Source organism: Caproiciproducens sp. CPB-2, assembly GCF_036287215.1.
In the GTDB taxonomy this organism is placed as follows: domain Bacteria; phylum Bacillota; class Clostridia; order Oscillospirales; family Acutalibacteraceae; genus Caproiciproducens.
Genome location: NZ_CP142860.1, coordinates 1,893,579 through 1,908,972, shown reverse-complemented (window position 1 = coordinate 1,908,972; position 15,394 = coordinate 1,893,579). Strand labels below are relative to the sequence as shown.

The following is a 15,394-nucleotide window of genomic DNA, read 5'->3' as shown; positions in this document are numbered from 1 at the left end:
CTTTTCTTATCCCTATACGATTCCTATTTCATCAGCATGTCGTAAACGACTTTGGAAAACAGAAGTACCAGTACGAAGACCATAACGGGCCGGATAAACCGGGCCCCCTTTTTAATTGCCAGTCCGGAACCGATCCAGTGGCCGGCGATGGAACAAACCGCCGCGGGAACCGCAACGGAGTACTGGATCGTTCCCGCCGCAACAAACGTAACAAGCGCGGCTGCGTTGGAGGCCAGATTTACGACTTTGGTATTGCCGCAGGCCGTTTTGTAGTCGAACCCGAGCAAAGCAGTAAAAGCAATAATCAGAAAAGTGCCGGTGCCCGGCCCGAAAAAGCCGTCGTACATGCCGAGAGCCAGCCCGATCCCCGCGGAAAGGACCATGGCGCGCCGTGCGGGGATTTTTTCAAAAGTGCTGATATCCGAACTGTCCTTTTTCCGTGAAAGTAAGATGACGGCGGCGGCAAAGGGGAGAAGCACCAGCATGGCGAGACGAAGAAAACGGTCGTCCAGAAAAAGCGCCAGCCGCGCGCCGGCGTAGCTTCCGGCCAGGGCAAATCCGGCCGAGATGAGAGCGACGCGCAGATGGAAGCTGCCGCTTTTTAAAAACCTTCCGGTAGAGAACATCGTGCCGATACAGGAGGAAAATTTGTTGGAGCCAATGGCAAAGTGAGACGTCATGCCCGTCAGGTAGTATGCGGGAAGGGAGATCAGTCCGCCCCCGCCCGCGACTGCGTCCACAAAGCTTGCCAGAAACACCAGAGGGCAGGCGATAAGGATTTGCTGATAAACTGTCATGATTGGATTCCCCCGTAAATTGTTATTGGGTACAGACGGGCAGCCGCCGGACGAGGGAACGCTACTCCAGCCAGCAGATGGCCTGTTCTGAAACAGTAAAGCCCAGCTTTTGCTGCAGCTTCAGGGAAGCCGTATTTCCGGCAATGATCTGAGCGAACGGAACGCGGCCTTCCGCCAGAAAACGGTTGATGAGAAAGGTTTCCAGTACGACGGCAATGCCCTGACGGCGGTATTCCGGCAGCACCTCCAGCAGGCCCATGGAGCCCTCCGCGTGAGTGCCGATAAATCCTGCCAGCGCGCCGCTGAGAAACGCTCCGAACATGGAGCCGGATTCCAGAAGTTCCTGCACCGATACGATGCCGGCGAGGGAATAATGTTTTAACAGAAACGGCAGATAGGATTCGTCCAGCGGGCGGATCACCGCCGCGGACTCCGGTACGGGCAGAGGGTCTCTTTTGAAATACGCCGCCTGATGGCAGGCTGTTTTCCTGCGGAAGCAGAATTGTTTCTGAACCGTATCGATACAGAAATTCTGATGCGTGACGATCACTTCGGGCTGTCTGACGGACGAAAGCATTTTCTCCGCTGTCTGCCCGTCCTGTGCGCTGATCATATAGACGCCGCAGCTTTCATTATAAAGCAGGACGCCCCGGTTGGATGCCTGTAATATTTCGGTGTCGTTTTGTTTCAGAATCTCAAGCATATCAATGTGTAAAAGCATATCCTTTGATAAATACGATACGGCTTGTTTCGCGCTCATTGAATTCCGCGTCCTTTCCGTTAAACTGCTACAGCATCTCCAGCTGATTCTGCAACAAGGTTGCGTTCCTCCCCCCGCCTTCGGCGGGGGGAGGAACGCGTTTTTTTTCGTAAACTGAAATGGAATTACTGTAAGATGTATTTTTATCTTATTCATGAAAAAGAGCACCCGCAAATGCGGATGCTCTTTCTTGGCGGAGAGGATGCGACTCGAACGCACAATGCCTTGCGGCACACCACATTTCCAATGTGGCTCCTTACCATTAGAATACCTCTCCAAATGGCAATTAAGTTGCTCTCACATCAGGCAACTCTGATATTATATCGAATGTTCCGTGAAAAATCAACCCCTAATTTAGAGATATTTGAAGTTTTACGGAAATTCCTGTGTTTTTGGTATTGCACAGCGTAGCTTCGTGTTATAATATAAGAATAATTCATAAGTTGCTAATATTTAGGAGGTATCAGCTTGAAAAGGACTGAAATAGCCGAATTATATTCCAAAGCGGCGGAACTCGGCGGTAAAACCGTCACGGTTTGCGGCTGGGTACGCACGATCCGGGATTCCAAAGCCCTTGGCTTTATTGAACTGAATGACGGAAGCTGCTTTAAAGGAGTTCAGATTGTATTTGAATCCGATAAAATTTCTAATTTCACAGAGGTCGCAAAGCTGAATGTAGGTTCGGCTCTTACGGTGTCGGGCGAACTGCTTTTAACGCCCGAAGCGAAGCAGCCTTTTGAAATCCATGCCGCGCAGGTGGAGGTGGATGGCCAGTCCACGCCGGATTATCCCCTTCAGAAAAAGCGCCATTCTCTGGAGTATCTGCGTACGATCGCCCATCTGCGCCCGCGTACCAATACGTTCAGCGCGGCGTTCCGCATCCGTTCCGCCGCGGCGTATGCGATTCATAAATTCTTCAATGAAAATGATTTTGTCTATGTCCATACTCCGCTGATTACCGGCAGCGACTGTGAGGGAGCGGGGGAGATGTTCACCGTGACCACGCTGGACGCGGACAACCCTCCCCGGACGGAAAGCGGCGCTGTGGATTATTCACAGGACTTTTTCCAGAAGCATACTTCGCTGACGGTTTCGGGACAGCTTGAGGCCGAGTGCATGGCCATGGCTTTTGGAAAGGTATACACCTTCGGACCTACCTTCCGTGCGGAAAAATCCTATACCCAGCGCCACGCGGCGGAATTCTGGATGATAGAGCCGGAAATCGCGTTCGCCGACCTGCAGGACGACATGGAGCTGGCGGAAGCTATGATTCAATTCGTCATCCGGTATGTCATGGAGACCTGCCCGGACGATATCGCGTTCTTCAATCAGTTTGTCGACAAGGGCCTTATGGATCGGCTTCGGAATGTCGTCGATTCCGATTTTGCCCGCGTGACCTATACCGAGGCGGTTGAGCTTCTGAAGAAAAACAACGATCAGTTTGAGTACAAAGTGGAATGGGGAACCGACCTTCAGACCGAGCACGAGAAATATCTGACGGAAAAGGTCTACGGAAAGCCGGTTTTTGTGACCGATTATCCGAAGGAAATCAAAGCGTTCTATATGCGCCTGAACGACGACGGCAAAACGGTGGCGGCGGTGGACCTGCTGGTGCCGGGAATTGGCGAGATTATCGGCGGCAGCCAGCGCGAGGAGCGCATGGACGTTTTGCAGCAGCGCATGAAGGATTTCCATCTGGATGAGGAAAATTACTGGTGGTACCTCGACCTGAGGCGCTACGGCGGCACAAAGCACGCCGGTTACGGCCTTGGCTTTGAGCGTCTTGTCATGTATCTGACAGGAATTGCCAATATCCGCGACGTGCTGCCTTTCCCGCGCACGACCGGCACGGCGGAATTTTAATAAGGGGATTTGATTCAAAAACAGAAAGGATGTGTCTTTTATGGCAATGTGGAAAGAAAGCTTAAAAATCGGCGTGCCCCTGATTGACGGGGAGCACAAGGAGCTTTGCGACCGGATCGACCAGCTTTTTGCCGCCTGCAATCAGGGCAAGGGCAAGGAAGAAATTTTCAAAACGCTGGAGTTTCTGGAGGGCTATACCATCAAGCATTTTTCGGACGAAGAAAAGCTGCAGAGAAGCAGCGCCTATCCAAAGTACAAAGAGCATAAGGAGCTGCATGAGTATTTTAAGAAACAGATTGCCGATCTGAAAAACGATCTTTCAAAAGAAGGTGCTTCCATCGCGCTGGTGTCCAAAACCAATTATTTTCTGATGAACTGGCTTCTGAATCATATCCAGAAAGTGGACAGTGAGCTTGCACAGTATTTGAAGTAATTTCCACCGAAAACCTTTTGGGCAGCTTCCTAAATGTAATACATAGAAATGGGTTCTTAGGATTCTAATTTCATGAAAATTGATGAAAATGCAGGAATTTTATTTTTAACTTGCATTTTATCACGGCATATATTAGAATAATAGAAGTTTACATATGTATTTTGCATATTATGATAGGGAGATGCTCATGTTGCAATTTTTATCCATGTCAGATTCCGAGCTGTCGAAAGTGAAAGCAGACTTGCAGAGCCGCTACGACCAGTTTAAAGCCCAGGGCCTTAAACTGAATATGGCGCGCGGAAAACCGGCGACGGATCAGTTGAATCTTTCCATGAAAATGCTGGATACTCTGAATTCAGGTTCGGATATGCATTCTTCAACCGGAGACGACTGCCGCAATTATGGTCTGCCGGACGGCCTGCCGGAACTGAGAGAGCTGTTTGCGGAAATGATGGGCGTGGATGACCACAATATCATCGTCGGCGGAAACTCCAGTTTGAACATGATGTTTGACGCGGTGTCCTGTGCCATGACGCATGGCTTTGCAGGCTGTGAGCCGTGGGGCAGACAGGGTACTGTTAAATTTCTGTGCCCTTCGCCCGGCTATGACAGGCACTTTGCCATCACCGAATATTTTGGCTTTGAGCTGATTACCGTACCGATGCTTGCCACCGGCCCGGACATGGATGTCGTGGAGAAGCTGATCGCGGATGACACGGCGATTAAGGGAATCTGGTGCGTGCCAAAATATTCCAACCCTACTGGTATTACCTATTCTGATGAAACGGTCCGGCGGTTTGCGGCCCTGAAGCCCGCGGCAAAGGATTTCAAAATCTTCTGGGATAACGCCTACTGTGTCCATGATCTGACGGATACTCCGGACACTCTGCTGAACCTTTGGCACGAATGCCGGAAACATAACAACATTGATTTGCCCATCTTCTTTGCTTCCACCAGTAAAATCACCTTCCCGGGCGCGGGTATCGCAGCCATGGGGGCAAGCGAAAGCAACCTCGCTGTCCTGAGGGAGCATTATTCCTTTCAGACGATCGGACCGGATAAGCTGAATCAGCTCCGCCACATTTATTTCCTCAAGGATATGGGCGGCGTGATGAATCACATGGCGAAGCACCGCGCTCTGCTGGAACCGAAATTCCGGACGGTGATCTCCAGCCTGGAATCGGAGCTGGGGGGCAAGGGAGTTGCCGAATGGACCAACCCGAACGGCGGTTACTTTGTCAGCGTGGATGTTCTGGACGGCTGCGCAAAGCGTGTGGTTTCGCTCTGCAGGGAAGCCGGGGTCACCCTTACCGGCGCGGGCGCAACGTATCCGTACGGCAAGGACCCGGACGACAGGAATATCCGGGTTGCGCCGACTTACCCGCCTGTGGCGGAGCTGGAACAGGCAATGGAACTGTTCTGTATCTGTGTTCAGCTTGCGGCGGCGGAAAAGCTGTTGAGCAAATAGGGGAAGGGGAGCGCTGCTCCCTTTCTTTTTTTGACCGTATCCGTTAATAATCTTACCAAATCGATTGACTTTTTGGGGCAATAACAATATAATAAACTTTGTTACGTCTGCGAGGATTCACAGAACACCAAAATTGGAGGATTTACGAATGAAGCGAGTAGCAAAACCAGTTTTTTTCATCGTCGCCCTCCTCATACTGTTTTTAACTTATACCGCTACTTTTGGTATTAAGGGACAAAACGGGGATAATTCGAACACCTACATAAAGGGTGTAAGCGACATTAGATGGGGAATTGACATCAACGGCGGCGTCGAGGCTACGTTTAGCCCCGCAACTTCGACCAAGGCGACCAAGGACCAAATTGATTCCGCCAAATCAATTATTGAGCTTCGAATGACTGACAAACACATCACCGATTATGAGTTGTATACGGACTACGATCATGACCGGATTATTGTCCGCTTCCCGTGGAAGAACGGCGAAACCAGTTTTGACCCGGAAAGCGCAATTCAGGAGCTTTCCGCAACGGCGCTGCTTACCTTCCGCGAGGGCGGCGAGTATACGACGACGGAAACCGGTTCCGATGGACAACCCGTCTATAAAACCCCGAAGGGAACTACTGCGGAGAAAATTATTCTTCAGGGAAACGAAATCAGTAGCGCCAAGGCCGAAATGTATTCGGACCAAACGTCCGGCGGGCAAAAATATCAGGTGTCTCTTGCATTGAGTGACAGTGGAACCGAAAAATTCGCGGAGGCAACCGAGCGCCTGCAGGGTCAGGTTATTTCCATCTGGATGGACGATGTGATGATTTCCAGTCCGACGGTCAACGCGGTCATCACCGACGGAAAATGCTCCATCGAGGGCAATTTTACCGCTGCGGAAGCATCTGATTTGGCAAACAAGATTTCTGCCGGTGCGCTTCCCTTTAAGCTTACCACTACAAACTTCAGCACGATCAGCCCTCTGCTGGGAGCTTCTTCCCTGCACGCCATGCTGATTGCCGGCTGCATTGCATTCGCTATCATTTGTATCTTTATGCTTTTCGTTTTCAGACTTCCCGGCTTTGTCGCGATTATTGCGCTGCTTGGCCAGATCGCGCTTTCTTTTGCGGCTGTTTCCGGTTACTTCCCGTTTGTAAACAGCTTCACCATGACCCTGCCCGGTATTGCCGGTATTATCCTTTCCATTGGCATGGGCGTGGACGCAAATATTATTACCGCATCCAGAATCAAAGAGGAACTGTGGGCGGGCAAAACGCTTGACGGAGCTATCCAGAAGGGTGACGACAACAGCTTCTGGGCGATTTTCGACGGCAATATCACCGTTATTATCGTTGCTCTGATTCTGATGGGCGTTTTCGGACCGACGAACATTCTTTCCATGATCTTTGGCCCGTCGACCACCGGTTCCATTTATTCCTTCGGTTATACTCTGCTCATTGGTATTGTCGGCAACTTCGTGTTCGGCGTAACGGCGACCCGCCTGATGACAAAGTCCCTTTCCGGGTTTAAGTTCGCACGCAGCAAATGGTTATATGGAGGTGCCGCAAAATGAAAACCTTTCACATCAAATTTTTTGAAAACAGGAAAATCTTTTTCGGTATTTCCATTGGAATCATGGCGATCGGTCTGATTTTCAATATCATTTTCGGCACCCAGCTCGACATTCAGTTTACCGGCGGCGCGGTCATCAAATATTCCTACACCGGAAAGATTGTACAGGAGGATGTAGAGAAAATTGTTCAGGACGCCACTCAGAAGGACGTTACCGTCCGTATCCTTGAAGATGTAAAATCCGCCGACGGCTCTGAAGCAAAAAACAACGTTTCCATTTCCTTTGCGGGAACGGATTCCATTTCCATTGACAGCCAGCAGGCAATTGCCAAAGCGCTTGCAGCGAAATACCCGAACGCGGGCTTCCAGGTTGTCGAATCAAGCTCTATCAACCCGTCCATGGGGCGCAGCTTCTTTGCGAAATGTATCGCCGCGGTTGCGATTGCCTCCCTGCTGCTGATTCTTTATGTCGCACTCAGATTTAAGAAAATCGGCGGTATGTCCGCAGGCGTTATGGCGATTATCGCCCTTTTACATGACGTTATCATGGTTTACTTTACCTTCATTATCTTCAGGATGCCGCTCAATGACAGCTTTATCGCCGTTGTTCTGACTATTTTGGGATATTCTCTGAACGATACCATCATCATTTACGACCGTATCAGAGAAAACCGCAGGCTGCTTGGGCCGAAGACTCCGTACTCAGCCCTGGTCAATACCAGCATCAACCAGACCTTTACCCGTTCCCTCTATACCGCCGCATGCACATTTTCATCCATTGCGACAGTGTATGTGGTCGGCGCTGTTTATGGTCTGAGCAGTGTAACTACGTTTGCTCTGCCGATGATGGTCGGCGTTGTCACCGGCTGTTATTCCTCTGTCTGCATTGCCGGCCCGATGTATGTCATGTGGCAGAACCACAAGGCTGCAAAAAGGGCGCAGGCAAACGCTTAAGGCTTTTGTGCGGGTGAAAACCGTTATTTGAATCCATGCCACCGGTCTGTCCGGCTGACCTTTTTCTGTGGTCGCCGGCAGTCATCGGTGGCTTTTTTGTTGTCATGCATGGGAACCGTGGCCGCTTTGATGTGATAGGATGCAGATAAATATTGAATATTTTTTATCAAAATGATACAATAAGAAATTATGGGGCAGGTGTAGTGCGTGAGTATAAAAAAGTGGCAGGTTTTTCCTTGTGACGGCCAGTCTGTGCAGAAAATATCGAAAGAAACAGGAATTCCCGAGCTTCTGGCGGTTTTGCTGCAGGCAAGGGGAATAACGGAGCCGGAGCACATCCGGGAGCTGTTTCAGTCCGAACTGACTTTTTCCGATCCGTTTTTAATGGCCGATATGCGTCAGGCGGCCGACCGTATTTTAAGCGCTGTGGACGGATTTGAAAAAATAGCCGTTTACGGGGATTACGACGCCGACGGGGTAACCTCTACCGCAATGCTGTATTCCTATCTGGAATCCTGCGGAGCAAATGTGCTGTATTATATCCCGGAGCGTGAAGGGGAAGGCTACGGCCTCAACAGCAATGCGATCAAAACACTGCATGAGCAGCAGGTCAGCCTGATTGTTACGGTTGACAACGGGATATCGTCGATCGAAGAAGTCGATTATGCGAACAGCCTTTCCATGGACGTTGTTATTACGGATCACCACCGGCCGCGCGCGGAGCTGCCGCGTGCCTGTGCCGTTGTGGACCCTTACCGGGCCGACTGCAAAAGTCCGTATAAAGATTTTTCCGGTGTCGGAGTTGCCTTTAAGCTGATTATGGCTCTGGAAGGGGAAGACTGTGATATAACGGCTCTTCTCGATAATTACGCCGATCTTGTCGCGATCGGGACGATCGGCGATATTGTTCCGCTGACGGGAGAAAACCGCAGCTTTGTCAAAGAGGGGCTCAGGATGATTTCACGCACCGACCGGATCGGCCTTCGCTCTTTGCTGGAGCAGGCGGGGATGGAAGGGCGGAAACTGACCTCCGGAAATATTGCCTTTACCATTGTGCCGCGCATCAACGCGACGGGGCGGATCGGTTCGCCCGACAGAGCGGTCCGTCTGCTGCTGACCGAATATCCGGACGAAGCGGGTGAGCTTTCCTGCGATATCAATGACGAAAATGAATACCGTCGCCAAATTGAAAGAGAAATATATGAAAAGGCACTGCAGCAGTTAAAGGAACAGCCGCAGAGGCTTTATGACCGCGTTTTGGTCATCGAGGGCGAAAACTGGCACCATGGCGTCATCGGAATTGTTTCTTCCAGAATTACCGAGCAGTTTGGAAAACCAAGCATCATCATTTCCTATTCCGGCGAAGAAGCCAGGGGTTCCGGCAGAAGTATTGAGGGATTTTCCCTCTTTGAAGCGGTGCGTTCCTGTGACAGACTGCTTACCCGCTATGGCGGGCACCCGATGGCGGCTGGCCTGACGTTGCCGACGGAAAACATCTCCGCGTTCCGTAAAACGATCAATGCTTACGCCGCTTCCTTGGACGGCCCAATGCCGGTTCCCATTCTGAAAATCGACTGCCTTTTAAAACCGCAGCAGCTGACGCTGGATATTCCCGAATATGTACGGGCGCTGGAACCGTTCGGGATGGGGAATCCGTCGCCGCTTTTCGGTTTGTATCATATGACATTGTCCGACATCACGCCGGTCGGCGGTGGAAAGCATCTGCGCGTTACCGTGACGCAGGGTACCGCCGCTGTACGCTGCATGAAATTCGGCACTACGCTGGAGCAGTTTCCGTATTCTCCCGGCGATCTGCTTGACCTTGCGGTCACGCTGGAAGCACGGGAATACAACGGAAAGAATACGCTTTCCATTTATATCAAAGACCTGAAACGCTCCGATGTGGATTTGGACGGGGTCATTGCCGGGTTTGCGCTCTATGAGAAATCCAAAAGAGAAGAACCGTTGTCGCAGGAAGAGCTTTCCGGCCTGATACCGAACCGGAACGAGTTTGCCACCGTTTACCGCGCGGTGCGTGCGGGAAACGGCTTTTCCGGGGAAGCGGAAATCCTTTTGGCGAAAATCGGTTCCGCACAGATCGGCCTTGGAAAGCTTCTGACGGCACTGGACGTCCTTGCTGAGCATCATCTGATTAAGATGGAGAAATCCGGCAATATCTGCACGGTAGAAATGATACATACGGAAAAGAAAGTGGACTTGTTCCGTTCCAACATACTGAATCATTTATATTCTCTGGGAAAGGCGGGTGAATCCTATGGCGTGGCCGCTAATGACGTATGATCGTTTGGTCGCTTTAATCAAGGAAAGTGAACATGAATATGACATGGACGTGATAGACCGCGCCTATCAGCTCGCGGTAAAATCCCATGAGGAGCAGAAACGCCTTTCCGGCGCGCCTTATATTTCCCATCCTGTCGCGGTCGCTTGCATCCTGGTGGAACTGGGCATGGATACCGAATCCGTTGCAGCCGGCCTTCTGCATGATGTTGTGGAGGATACGCCGGTCAATCTGGAGCAGCTGAAAAAGAGCTTTGGGGCGGAAATTGCCAACCTGACCGACGGTGTAACAAAGCTCGGCCGTATTCCGTACTCTTCCCGGGAGGAACAGCAGGCGGAGAACCTGCGCAAAATGCTGATCGCCATGGCGGAAGATATCCGGGTCATCATTATTAAGCTTGCCGACCGCCTGCACAATATGCGCACGATTGAATTCATGCCGCCGCAGAAGCAGCGCGACAAGGCGCTGGAAAATATGGAGGTTTACGCGCCGATTGCACACCGTCTGGGCATCCGGGCCGTGAAAGAGGAGCTGGAAGACCTTTCCCTCCGATGTCTGGACCCCGTGGCCTATGAGGAGATTGAAAGCAGCCTCGAGCTGCGCAGCAGTGAGCGCAAAGCCTTTATTGAACGGACAAAAAAGTGTATTTTTGAACGCGTGTCGCCGCTGATTCCCAACGTTTATCTGGAAGGAAGAGTCAAGAGCATCAACGGGATTTTCCGGAAGACATTTATCCAGGGACGCTCCATGGATGAAATATACGATATCTACGCCGTGCGTGTCATCGTCGATACGGTAAACGACTGCTACAATGTTTTGGGCGTTATTCACGACATGTACCGTCCGATTCCGAACCGGTTCAAGGATTATATCTCTACCCCGAAGCCGAATTTGTACCAGTCCCTGCACACGACGGTGATCGGGAAGGACGGAATCCCGTTCGAGGTGCAGATCAGAACGTGGGAAATGCACCATACCGCGGAATACGGAATCGCGGCTCACTGGAAATACAAGCTCGGTCTTGGCGGTAAGAGCGGCGATTCACTGGAGCAGCGTCTTGCCTGGATCCGTCAGATGCTGGACAGCCAGAAGGACAGCGAGGACGCGACCGACCTGGTGCGCACCATCAAATCGGATCTGGCCCCGGAAGAAGTCTTTGTCTTTACGCCGAGGGGCGATGTCATTAATCTGCCGTCCGGCTCCACCGTGATTGACTTTGCCTATGCCATCCACAGCGCCGTCGGCAACCGGATGATCGGCGCAAAGGTGGACAAGCGGATTGTGCCGATTGATTACAAAGTAAAAACCGGGCAGATCATTGAGATCCTGACCTCCAAAGAAACCCGCGGACCCAGCCGCGACTGGCTGAAAATCGTCAAAACAAGCGAGGCCCGCAATAAAATACGCGCCTGGTTTAAACGCGAGAAACGCGATGAGAACATCATCGAAGGCAAAGCGGAGCTGGAACGCGAATTCAGAAGGAACGGCATTGAAATGAGCGAGTCCGAGCTTGCCGCCATTCTGGAAAAAATCGGCGCCAAACAGAACTGCGCCACGGCGGACGATGTATACTCCGCCATTGGCTATGGCGGAATCCAGCTTTGGAAGATCATGCCCAAGATCAAAGAAGACTATATGAAGGACAAGCGTCCGCCTGCGGCCCTGCCGGCACAGCCGCCTGCCAAACAGACGCCGAAGAAGCCGGTGGGCGGCGTTACGGTCGACGGGATGGACAACTGCCTGATCAAGTTTTCGCGCTGCTGCAACCCCCTGCCCGGGGATGACATCATCGGCTTTATTACCCGGGGCTTCGGCGTTTCCATCCACAAGCGCACCTGTTCCAATGTTCCGCAGAACCTGCAGGACACGCCCGAGCCGGAAAGATGGATCAAGGCTCACTGGACGGGCGAAGTCAAGGAAGAATTTAAATCCACGCTGGAAATTGTGGCGAACGACCGCTCCGGCCTGCTTGCCGACGTGACCCAGCAGCTTTTCAATATGCACATCTTTATTCACTCGCTCAATTCCAGAGAAACAAAGGACGGCAGCGCCGTGATTTCCGCTACCATTACCATCAACGGTCTGGAGCACCTGAACAGCATCATTAACCGTCTCAATAATATTGAGGGGATTATTTCTATCAAACGTTCTTAAGAGCTGACCGGACGGCTGAACTGCCGGCAATTATGAGGATACAGGAGGTCTTAAAGCCAGATATGAAAGTAAATAGAATCACCGGCGGGCCGCTGCCCACCAACTGCTATATTCTGACAGATGACGAAACCGGCCTGTCGGCGGTAATCGATCCGGGTTTTGAGGACCCGAGACTGACAAAGGCGGTTCTTGCCGCGGGCAAGGAGAATATCAAAGCCATTTTGTTAACTCACGGGCATTTTGATCATATTATGGGGGTAAGTTCTTTAAAACGGCTGACGGGCGCCAAAATCTATATCTATTCCGACGATATGCTGTTTACCGCTGACAATTCCCTGAATTTGTCCACCATGGTCACCCCGCTGGGAGCGGAGCCTTTTACGGCGGATGTCTCGCTGAACGACGGCGATAGGATAGAGCTTGGCAGCCTGAAAATCCGTGTGATGCATACGCCCGGACATACGATCGGCAGCTGCTGCTATCTTGTGGGAGACGCTATTTTTTCAGGCGATACGCTGATGAAATGCAGCTGCGGCAGGACGGACTTCCCGACCGGGAGCTACCCGCAGATGATGGATTCCCTGAAAAAGCTTGAGAATCTCGAGGGAGACTATCATGTTTACCCGGGGCACGAATGGGAAACGACGCTGGAATACGAAAGAAAAAACAATCCGTATATGGGGAACGGCGTCTTATGATCCTGATGATCGACGGACACTCGTTCCATTACGAAATGGAAAATCTCTGCCGCGTCTTTTTTCCTTATCAAAAAATCAAAGTGGTTTCCGAATTGCCCGCTGATGAGCAGGACGACTGGCTCGTTTATACCGGGCTGAAGGCCTTGCCGGAAGGATTGCGGATTTCCGTGCGCGTGAAGCTCGGTTCCTACGAGGGCGAAGACTCGGATACGCTTGCTTTATCGGGAGATGTCCAGCAGAAGGACAGCGAGCGCCGTATGGCGGTTATGCTGTTCCGCCTTCTGACACAATACTGCGGCTTTACCCCGAAGTGGGGAATCCTGACGGGAGTCAGGCCGGTAAAGCTGCTGCGCCGCCTGATTGCCGAAAAAGGGGAACAGGAAGGGCTGGATTATTTTCGGAACGAGCTTCTTGTTTCCGGCGCTAAAACGGAATTAAGCCTTTTGACCATGCGCGGCGAAGAAAAGATTCTGGCACAGTCCAGACCGGAATCCTTCAGCCTGTATGTTTCCATCCCTTTCTGCCCGACGCGCTGCTCTTACTGCTCCTTCGTTTCGTCGTCGGTGGAAAAGACGGCAAAGCTGATTCCGCAGTACCTGACTCTCCTTTGCGAAGAAATCCGTCATACCGCGAAAGTAGCCTCCGGCCTGAAGCTGCGGCTGGAGTCCGTTTACATCGGCGGAGGAACGCCCACGACCCTGTCCGCGCAGCAGATGGAGGTCCTTCTGGCCGCCATCCGCGACAGCTTTGACCTCTCTGCCTGCCGTGAGTTTACTGTGGAAGCGGGCAGGCCGGACACCATTGCCGGCGATAAGCTGGACGCGATGAAAAGGCGCGGGGTTACGCGCATCAGCATCAATCCACAGACGCTGAACGACGAAGTGCTCAAAGCAATCGGCCGCCGCCATACGACCGCGCAGACCCTTTCGGCTTTCGCGCTGGCGCGTGAACACGGCTTCGGCAATATCAATATGGATCTGATTACGGGACTGCCGCAGGACACGGTGGAGAGCTTTATGTCCACTTTGGATGAAGTGATCCGCCTTGCCCCGGAAAGCGTTACGGTCCACACGCTTGCCCTGAAGCGTTCGGCCAGGATTTTTCAGGAGGGAAGCGAGCCTTTTGTAAGCGGCGCACAGGCGTCGGAAATGCTGGATTACGCCGACAGCCGGCTGCTTTCGCACGGGTATTTGCCGTATTATCTTTACCGGCAGAGCCGGATGGTGGGCAATCTGGAAAATACCGGATGGGCGAGGCCCGGCTTTGAAAGCCCGTACAATGTTGTGATTATGGAGGAATCCCAGACGATTCTCGCCTGCGGCGCGGGCGCCGCGAGCAAAATCAAAGACCCGTACTCGGGCGGACTTACCCGCATTTTTAACTTTAAATATCCCTATGAATATATCAATCGCTTTGAGGAAATGATTATTAGAAAAGATCAGGTGAAAACTGTTTATGAGCAATTTTGTGGAGTATCAGAACGAGCTCAGTAAGATCAACGCCGCGGCGTCCACGCAGCCGGAAGCTTTTGTTATGCGGACGGAAGAGGCCTATCACCAGAGCATCCGAAATATAGCCAGAAGCATTGCCGGGCAAAAACGGAACTGCCGGCTGATTATGCTTTCCGGCCCGTCCAGCAGCGGAAAAACAACCACCTCAAATCTTTTGAAAAACGCGTTTCAGTCGGTCGGAATCGGCTCCACCATCATCTCTCTGGATGATTTCTACCGCGGGGAGCGGCAGGCTCCGGTGCTTGAAAACGGGCAGCACGATTATGAATCCGTGGACGCGCTGGATGTTCCCGACATTGAAAGATGCCTTCTTTCCCTGATCGAGAACCGTCACTGCACGATGCCGGTTTTCAATTTTGAAATCCATATGCCGTATCCGCACAGGCGCCAGGTGTCTCTGCGGGAGCACGACATTGCCATTGTGGAAGGAATCCACGCGCTGAATCCGGTTTTTATCGACAAGCTGCCCCAGGAGGGCGTATGCAAAATCTATATCAGTGTGAAGCAGGGAATTCACGAAGGAAGCAAGCAGTTGTTTGACGCGAATGAAATGAGGCTGGTGCGAAGGATCGTAAGGGATTACAATTTCCGGGGCGCTAAGCCGGTGCGGACGTTGGAAATGTGGCCGACGGTGATGGATGGGGAGAGGAAATACATTAAACCCTACCGCAGCGACGCCGATTATACCATCAATTCGCTGCACACCTATGAAACCTGTGTGCTGGCCAATCAGGCCGTCCCCCTTCTGAAGACCGTTCCCGCCGATTGCGGGCAGTACCCTTTGACGGAAAAACTCGTCGAAAGCCTTGAGAAGTTTACTCCGATCAACAGCGAATTCGTGCCCCGGGATTCCATTATCCGCGAGTTCATCGGCGGCGGGATCTATTGATGAATTTTATT

At 51.8% G+C, this 15,394-nt stretch carries 12 protein-coding genes and 1 tRNA gene; 10 read left to right on the top strand and 3 right to left on the bottom strand.

The annotated features are described in order from the left end of the window. Nucleotides 1-23: 23 nt before the first annotated feature. From VXK30_RS09505 to VXK30_RS09495, 3 genes are all read right to left on the bottom strand, one after another. A complete protein-coding gene (locus VXK30_RS09505; protein WP_275717202.1) occupies nucleotides 24-797 on the bottom strand; it encodes a sulfite exporter TauE/SafE family protein in 774 nt (257 codons plus the stop codon). 61 nt (nucleotides 798-858) lie between these two features. After that, nucleotides 859-1,557 (bottom strand): GNAT family N-acetyltransferase, encoded by a 699-nt coding sequence (locus VXK30_RS09500; RefSeq protein ID WP_275717204.1) that lies wholly within the window; start codon nucleotides 1,555-1,557, stop codon nucleotides 859-861. A gap of 191 nt (nucleotides 1,558-1,748) precedes the next feature. Continuing rightward, a tRNA-Ser gene (locus VXK30_RS09495) sits at nucleotides 1,749-1,834 on the bottom strand. 191 nt (nucleotides 1,835-2,025) lie between these two features. Between VXK30_RS09495 and asnS the strand changes: the two genes are divergently transcribed. The 10 genes from asnS (at nucleotide 2,026) to VXK30_RS09445 (ending at nucleotide 15,383) form a co-directional block, all read left to right on the top strand. Continuing rightward, nucleotides 2,026-3,420 carry an asparagine--tRNA ligase gene (gene asnS / locus VXK30_RS09490; protein WP_275717206.1) on the top strand — a complete coding sequence of 465 codons (1,395 nt, stop codon included), beginning with the start codon at nucleotides 2,026-2,028 and terminating at the stop codon, nucleotides 3,418-3,420. A 40-nt stretch (nucleotides 3,421-3,460) separates the two neighbouring features. Next, nucleotides 3,461-3,853, top strand: coding sequence for a bacteriohemerythrin (locus VXK30_RS09485; RefSeq protein WP_275717208.1), 393 nt, complete (start codon nucleotides 3,461-3,463; stop codon nucleotides 3,851-3,853). Nucleotides 3,854-4,040: 187 nt separating this feature from the next. Further along, complete coding sequence (locus tag VXK30_RS09480; RefSeq protein WP_275717210.1) at nucleotides 4,041-5,321, top strand: aminotransferase class I/II-fold pyridoxal phosphate-dependent enzyme; 1,281 nt, start codon at nucleotides 4,041-4,043, stop codon at nucleotides 5,319-5,321. A 148-nt stretch (nucleotides 5,322-5,469) separates the two neighbouring features. Further along, nucleotides 5,470-6,879: a preprotein translocase subunit SecD gene (locus VXK30_RS09475; protein ID WP_275717212.1), complete on the top strand. Its 1,410-nt coding sequence runs from the start codon at nucleotides 5,470-5,472 to the stop codon at nucleotides 6,877-6,879. Beyond that, nucleotides 6,876-7,832, top strand: a complete 957-nt coding sequence (gene secF, locus VXK30_RS09470; RefSeq protein ID WP_275717214.1) for a protein translocase subunit SecF — start codon at nucleotides 6,876-6,878, stop codon at nucleotides 7,830-7,832. Before VXK30_RS09475 ends, secF begins: the two co-directional genes overlap by 4 nt. 207 nt (nucleotides 7,833-8,039) lie before the next feature. Continuing rightward, a complete protein-coding gene (gene recJ / locus VXK30_RS09465; RefSeq protein WP_275717216.1) occupies nucleotides 8,040-10,133 on the top strand; it encodes a single-stranded-DNA-specific exonuclease RecJ in 2,094 nt (697 codons plus the stop codon). Continuing rightward, entirely contained in the window at nucleotides 10,108-12,285 is a 2,178-nt protein-coding gene (locus VXK30_RS09460; RefSeq protein WP_275717218.1) for a RelA/SpoT family protein, read from the top strand. Before recJ ends, VXK30_RS09460 begins: the two co-directional genes overlap by 26 nt. A gap of 62 nt (nucleotides 12,286-12,347) precedes the next feature. Beyond that, complete coding sequence (locus VXK30_RS09455) at nucleotides 12,348-12,983, top strand: MBL fold metallo-hydrolase (protein ID WP_275717220.1); 636 nt, start codon at nucleotides 12,348-12,350, stop codon at nucleotides 12,981-12,983. Beyond that, complete coding sequence (gene hemZ / locus VXK30_RS09450) at nucleotides 12,980-14,476, top strand: coproporphyrinogen dehydrogenase HemZ (RefSeq protein ID WP_275717222.1); 1,497 nt, start codon at nucleotides 12,980-12,982, stop codon at nucleotides 14,474-14,476. The genes VXK30_RS09455 and hemZ overlap by 4 nt, the downstream gene beginning before the upstream one ends. Further along, nucleotides 14,439-15,383 carry a uridine kinase family protein gene (locus tag VXK30_RS09445; RefSeq protein WP_275717224.1) on the top strand — a complete coding sequence of 315 codons (945 nt, stop codon included), beginning with the start codon at nucleotides 14,439-14,441 and terminating at the stop codon, nucleotides 15,381-15,383. Before hemZ ends, VXK30_RS09445 begins: the two co-directional genes overlap by 38 nt. The last annotated feature ends 11 nt before the right edge of the window (nucleotides 15,384-15,394 follow it).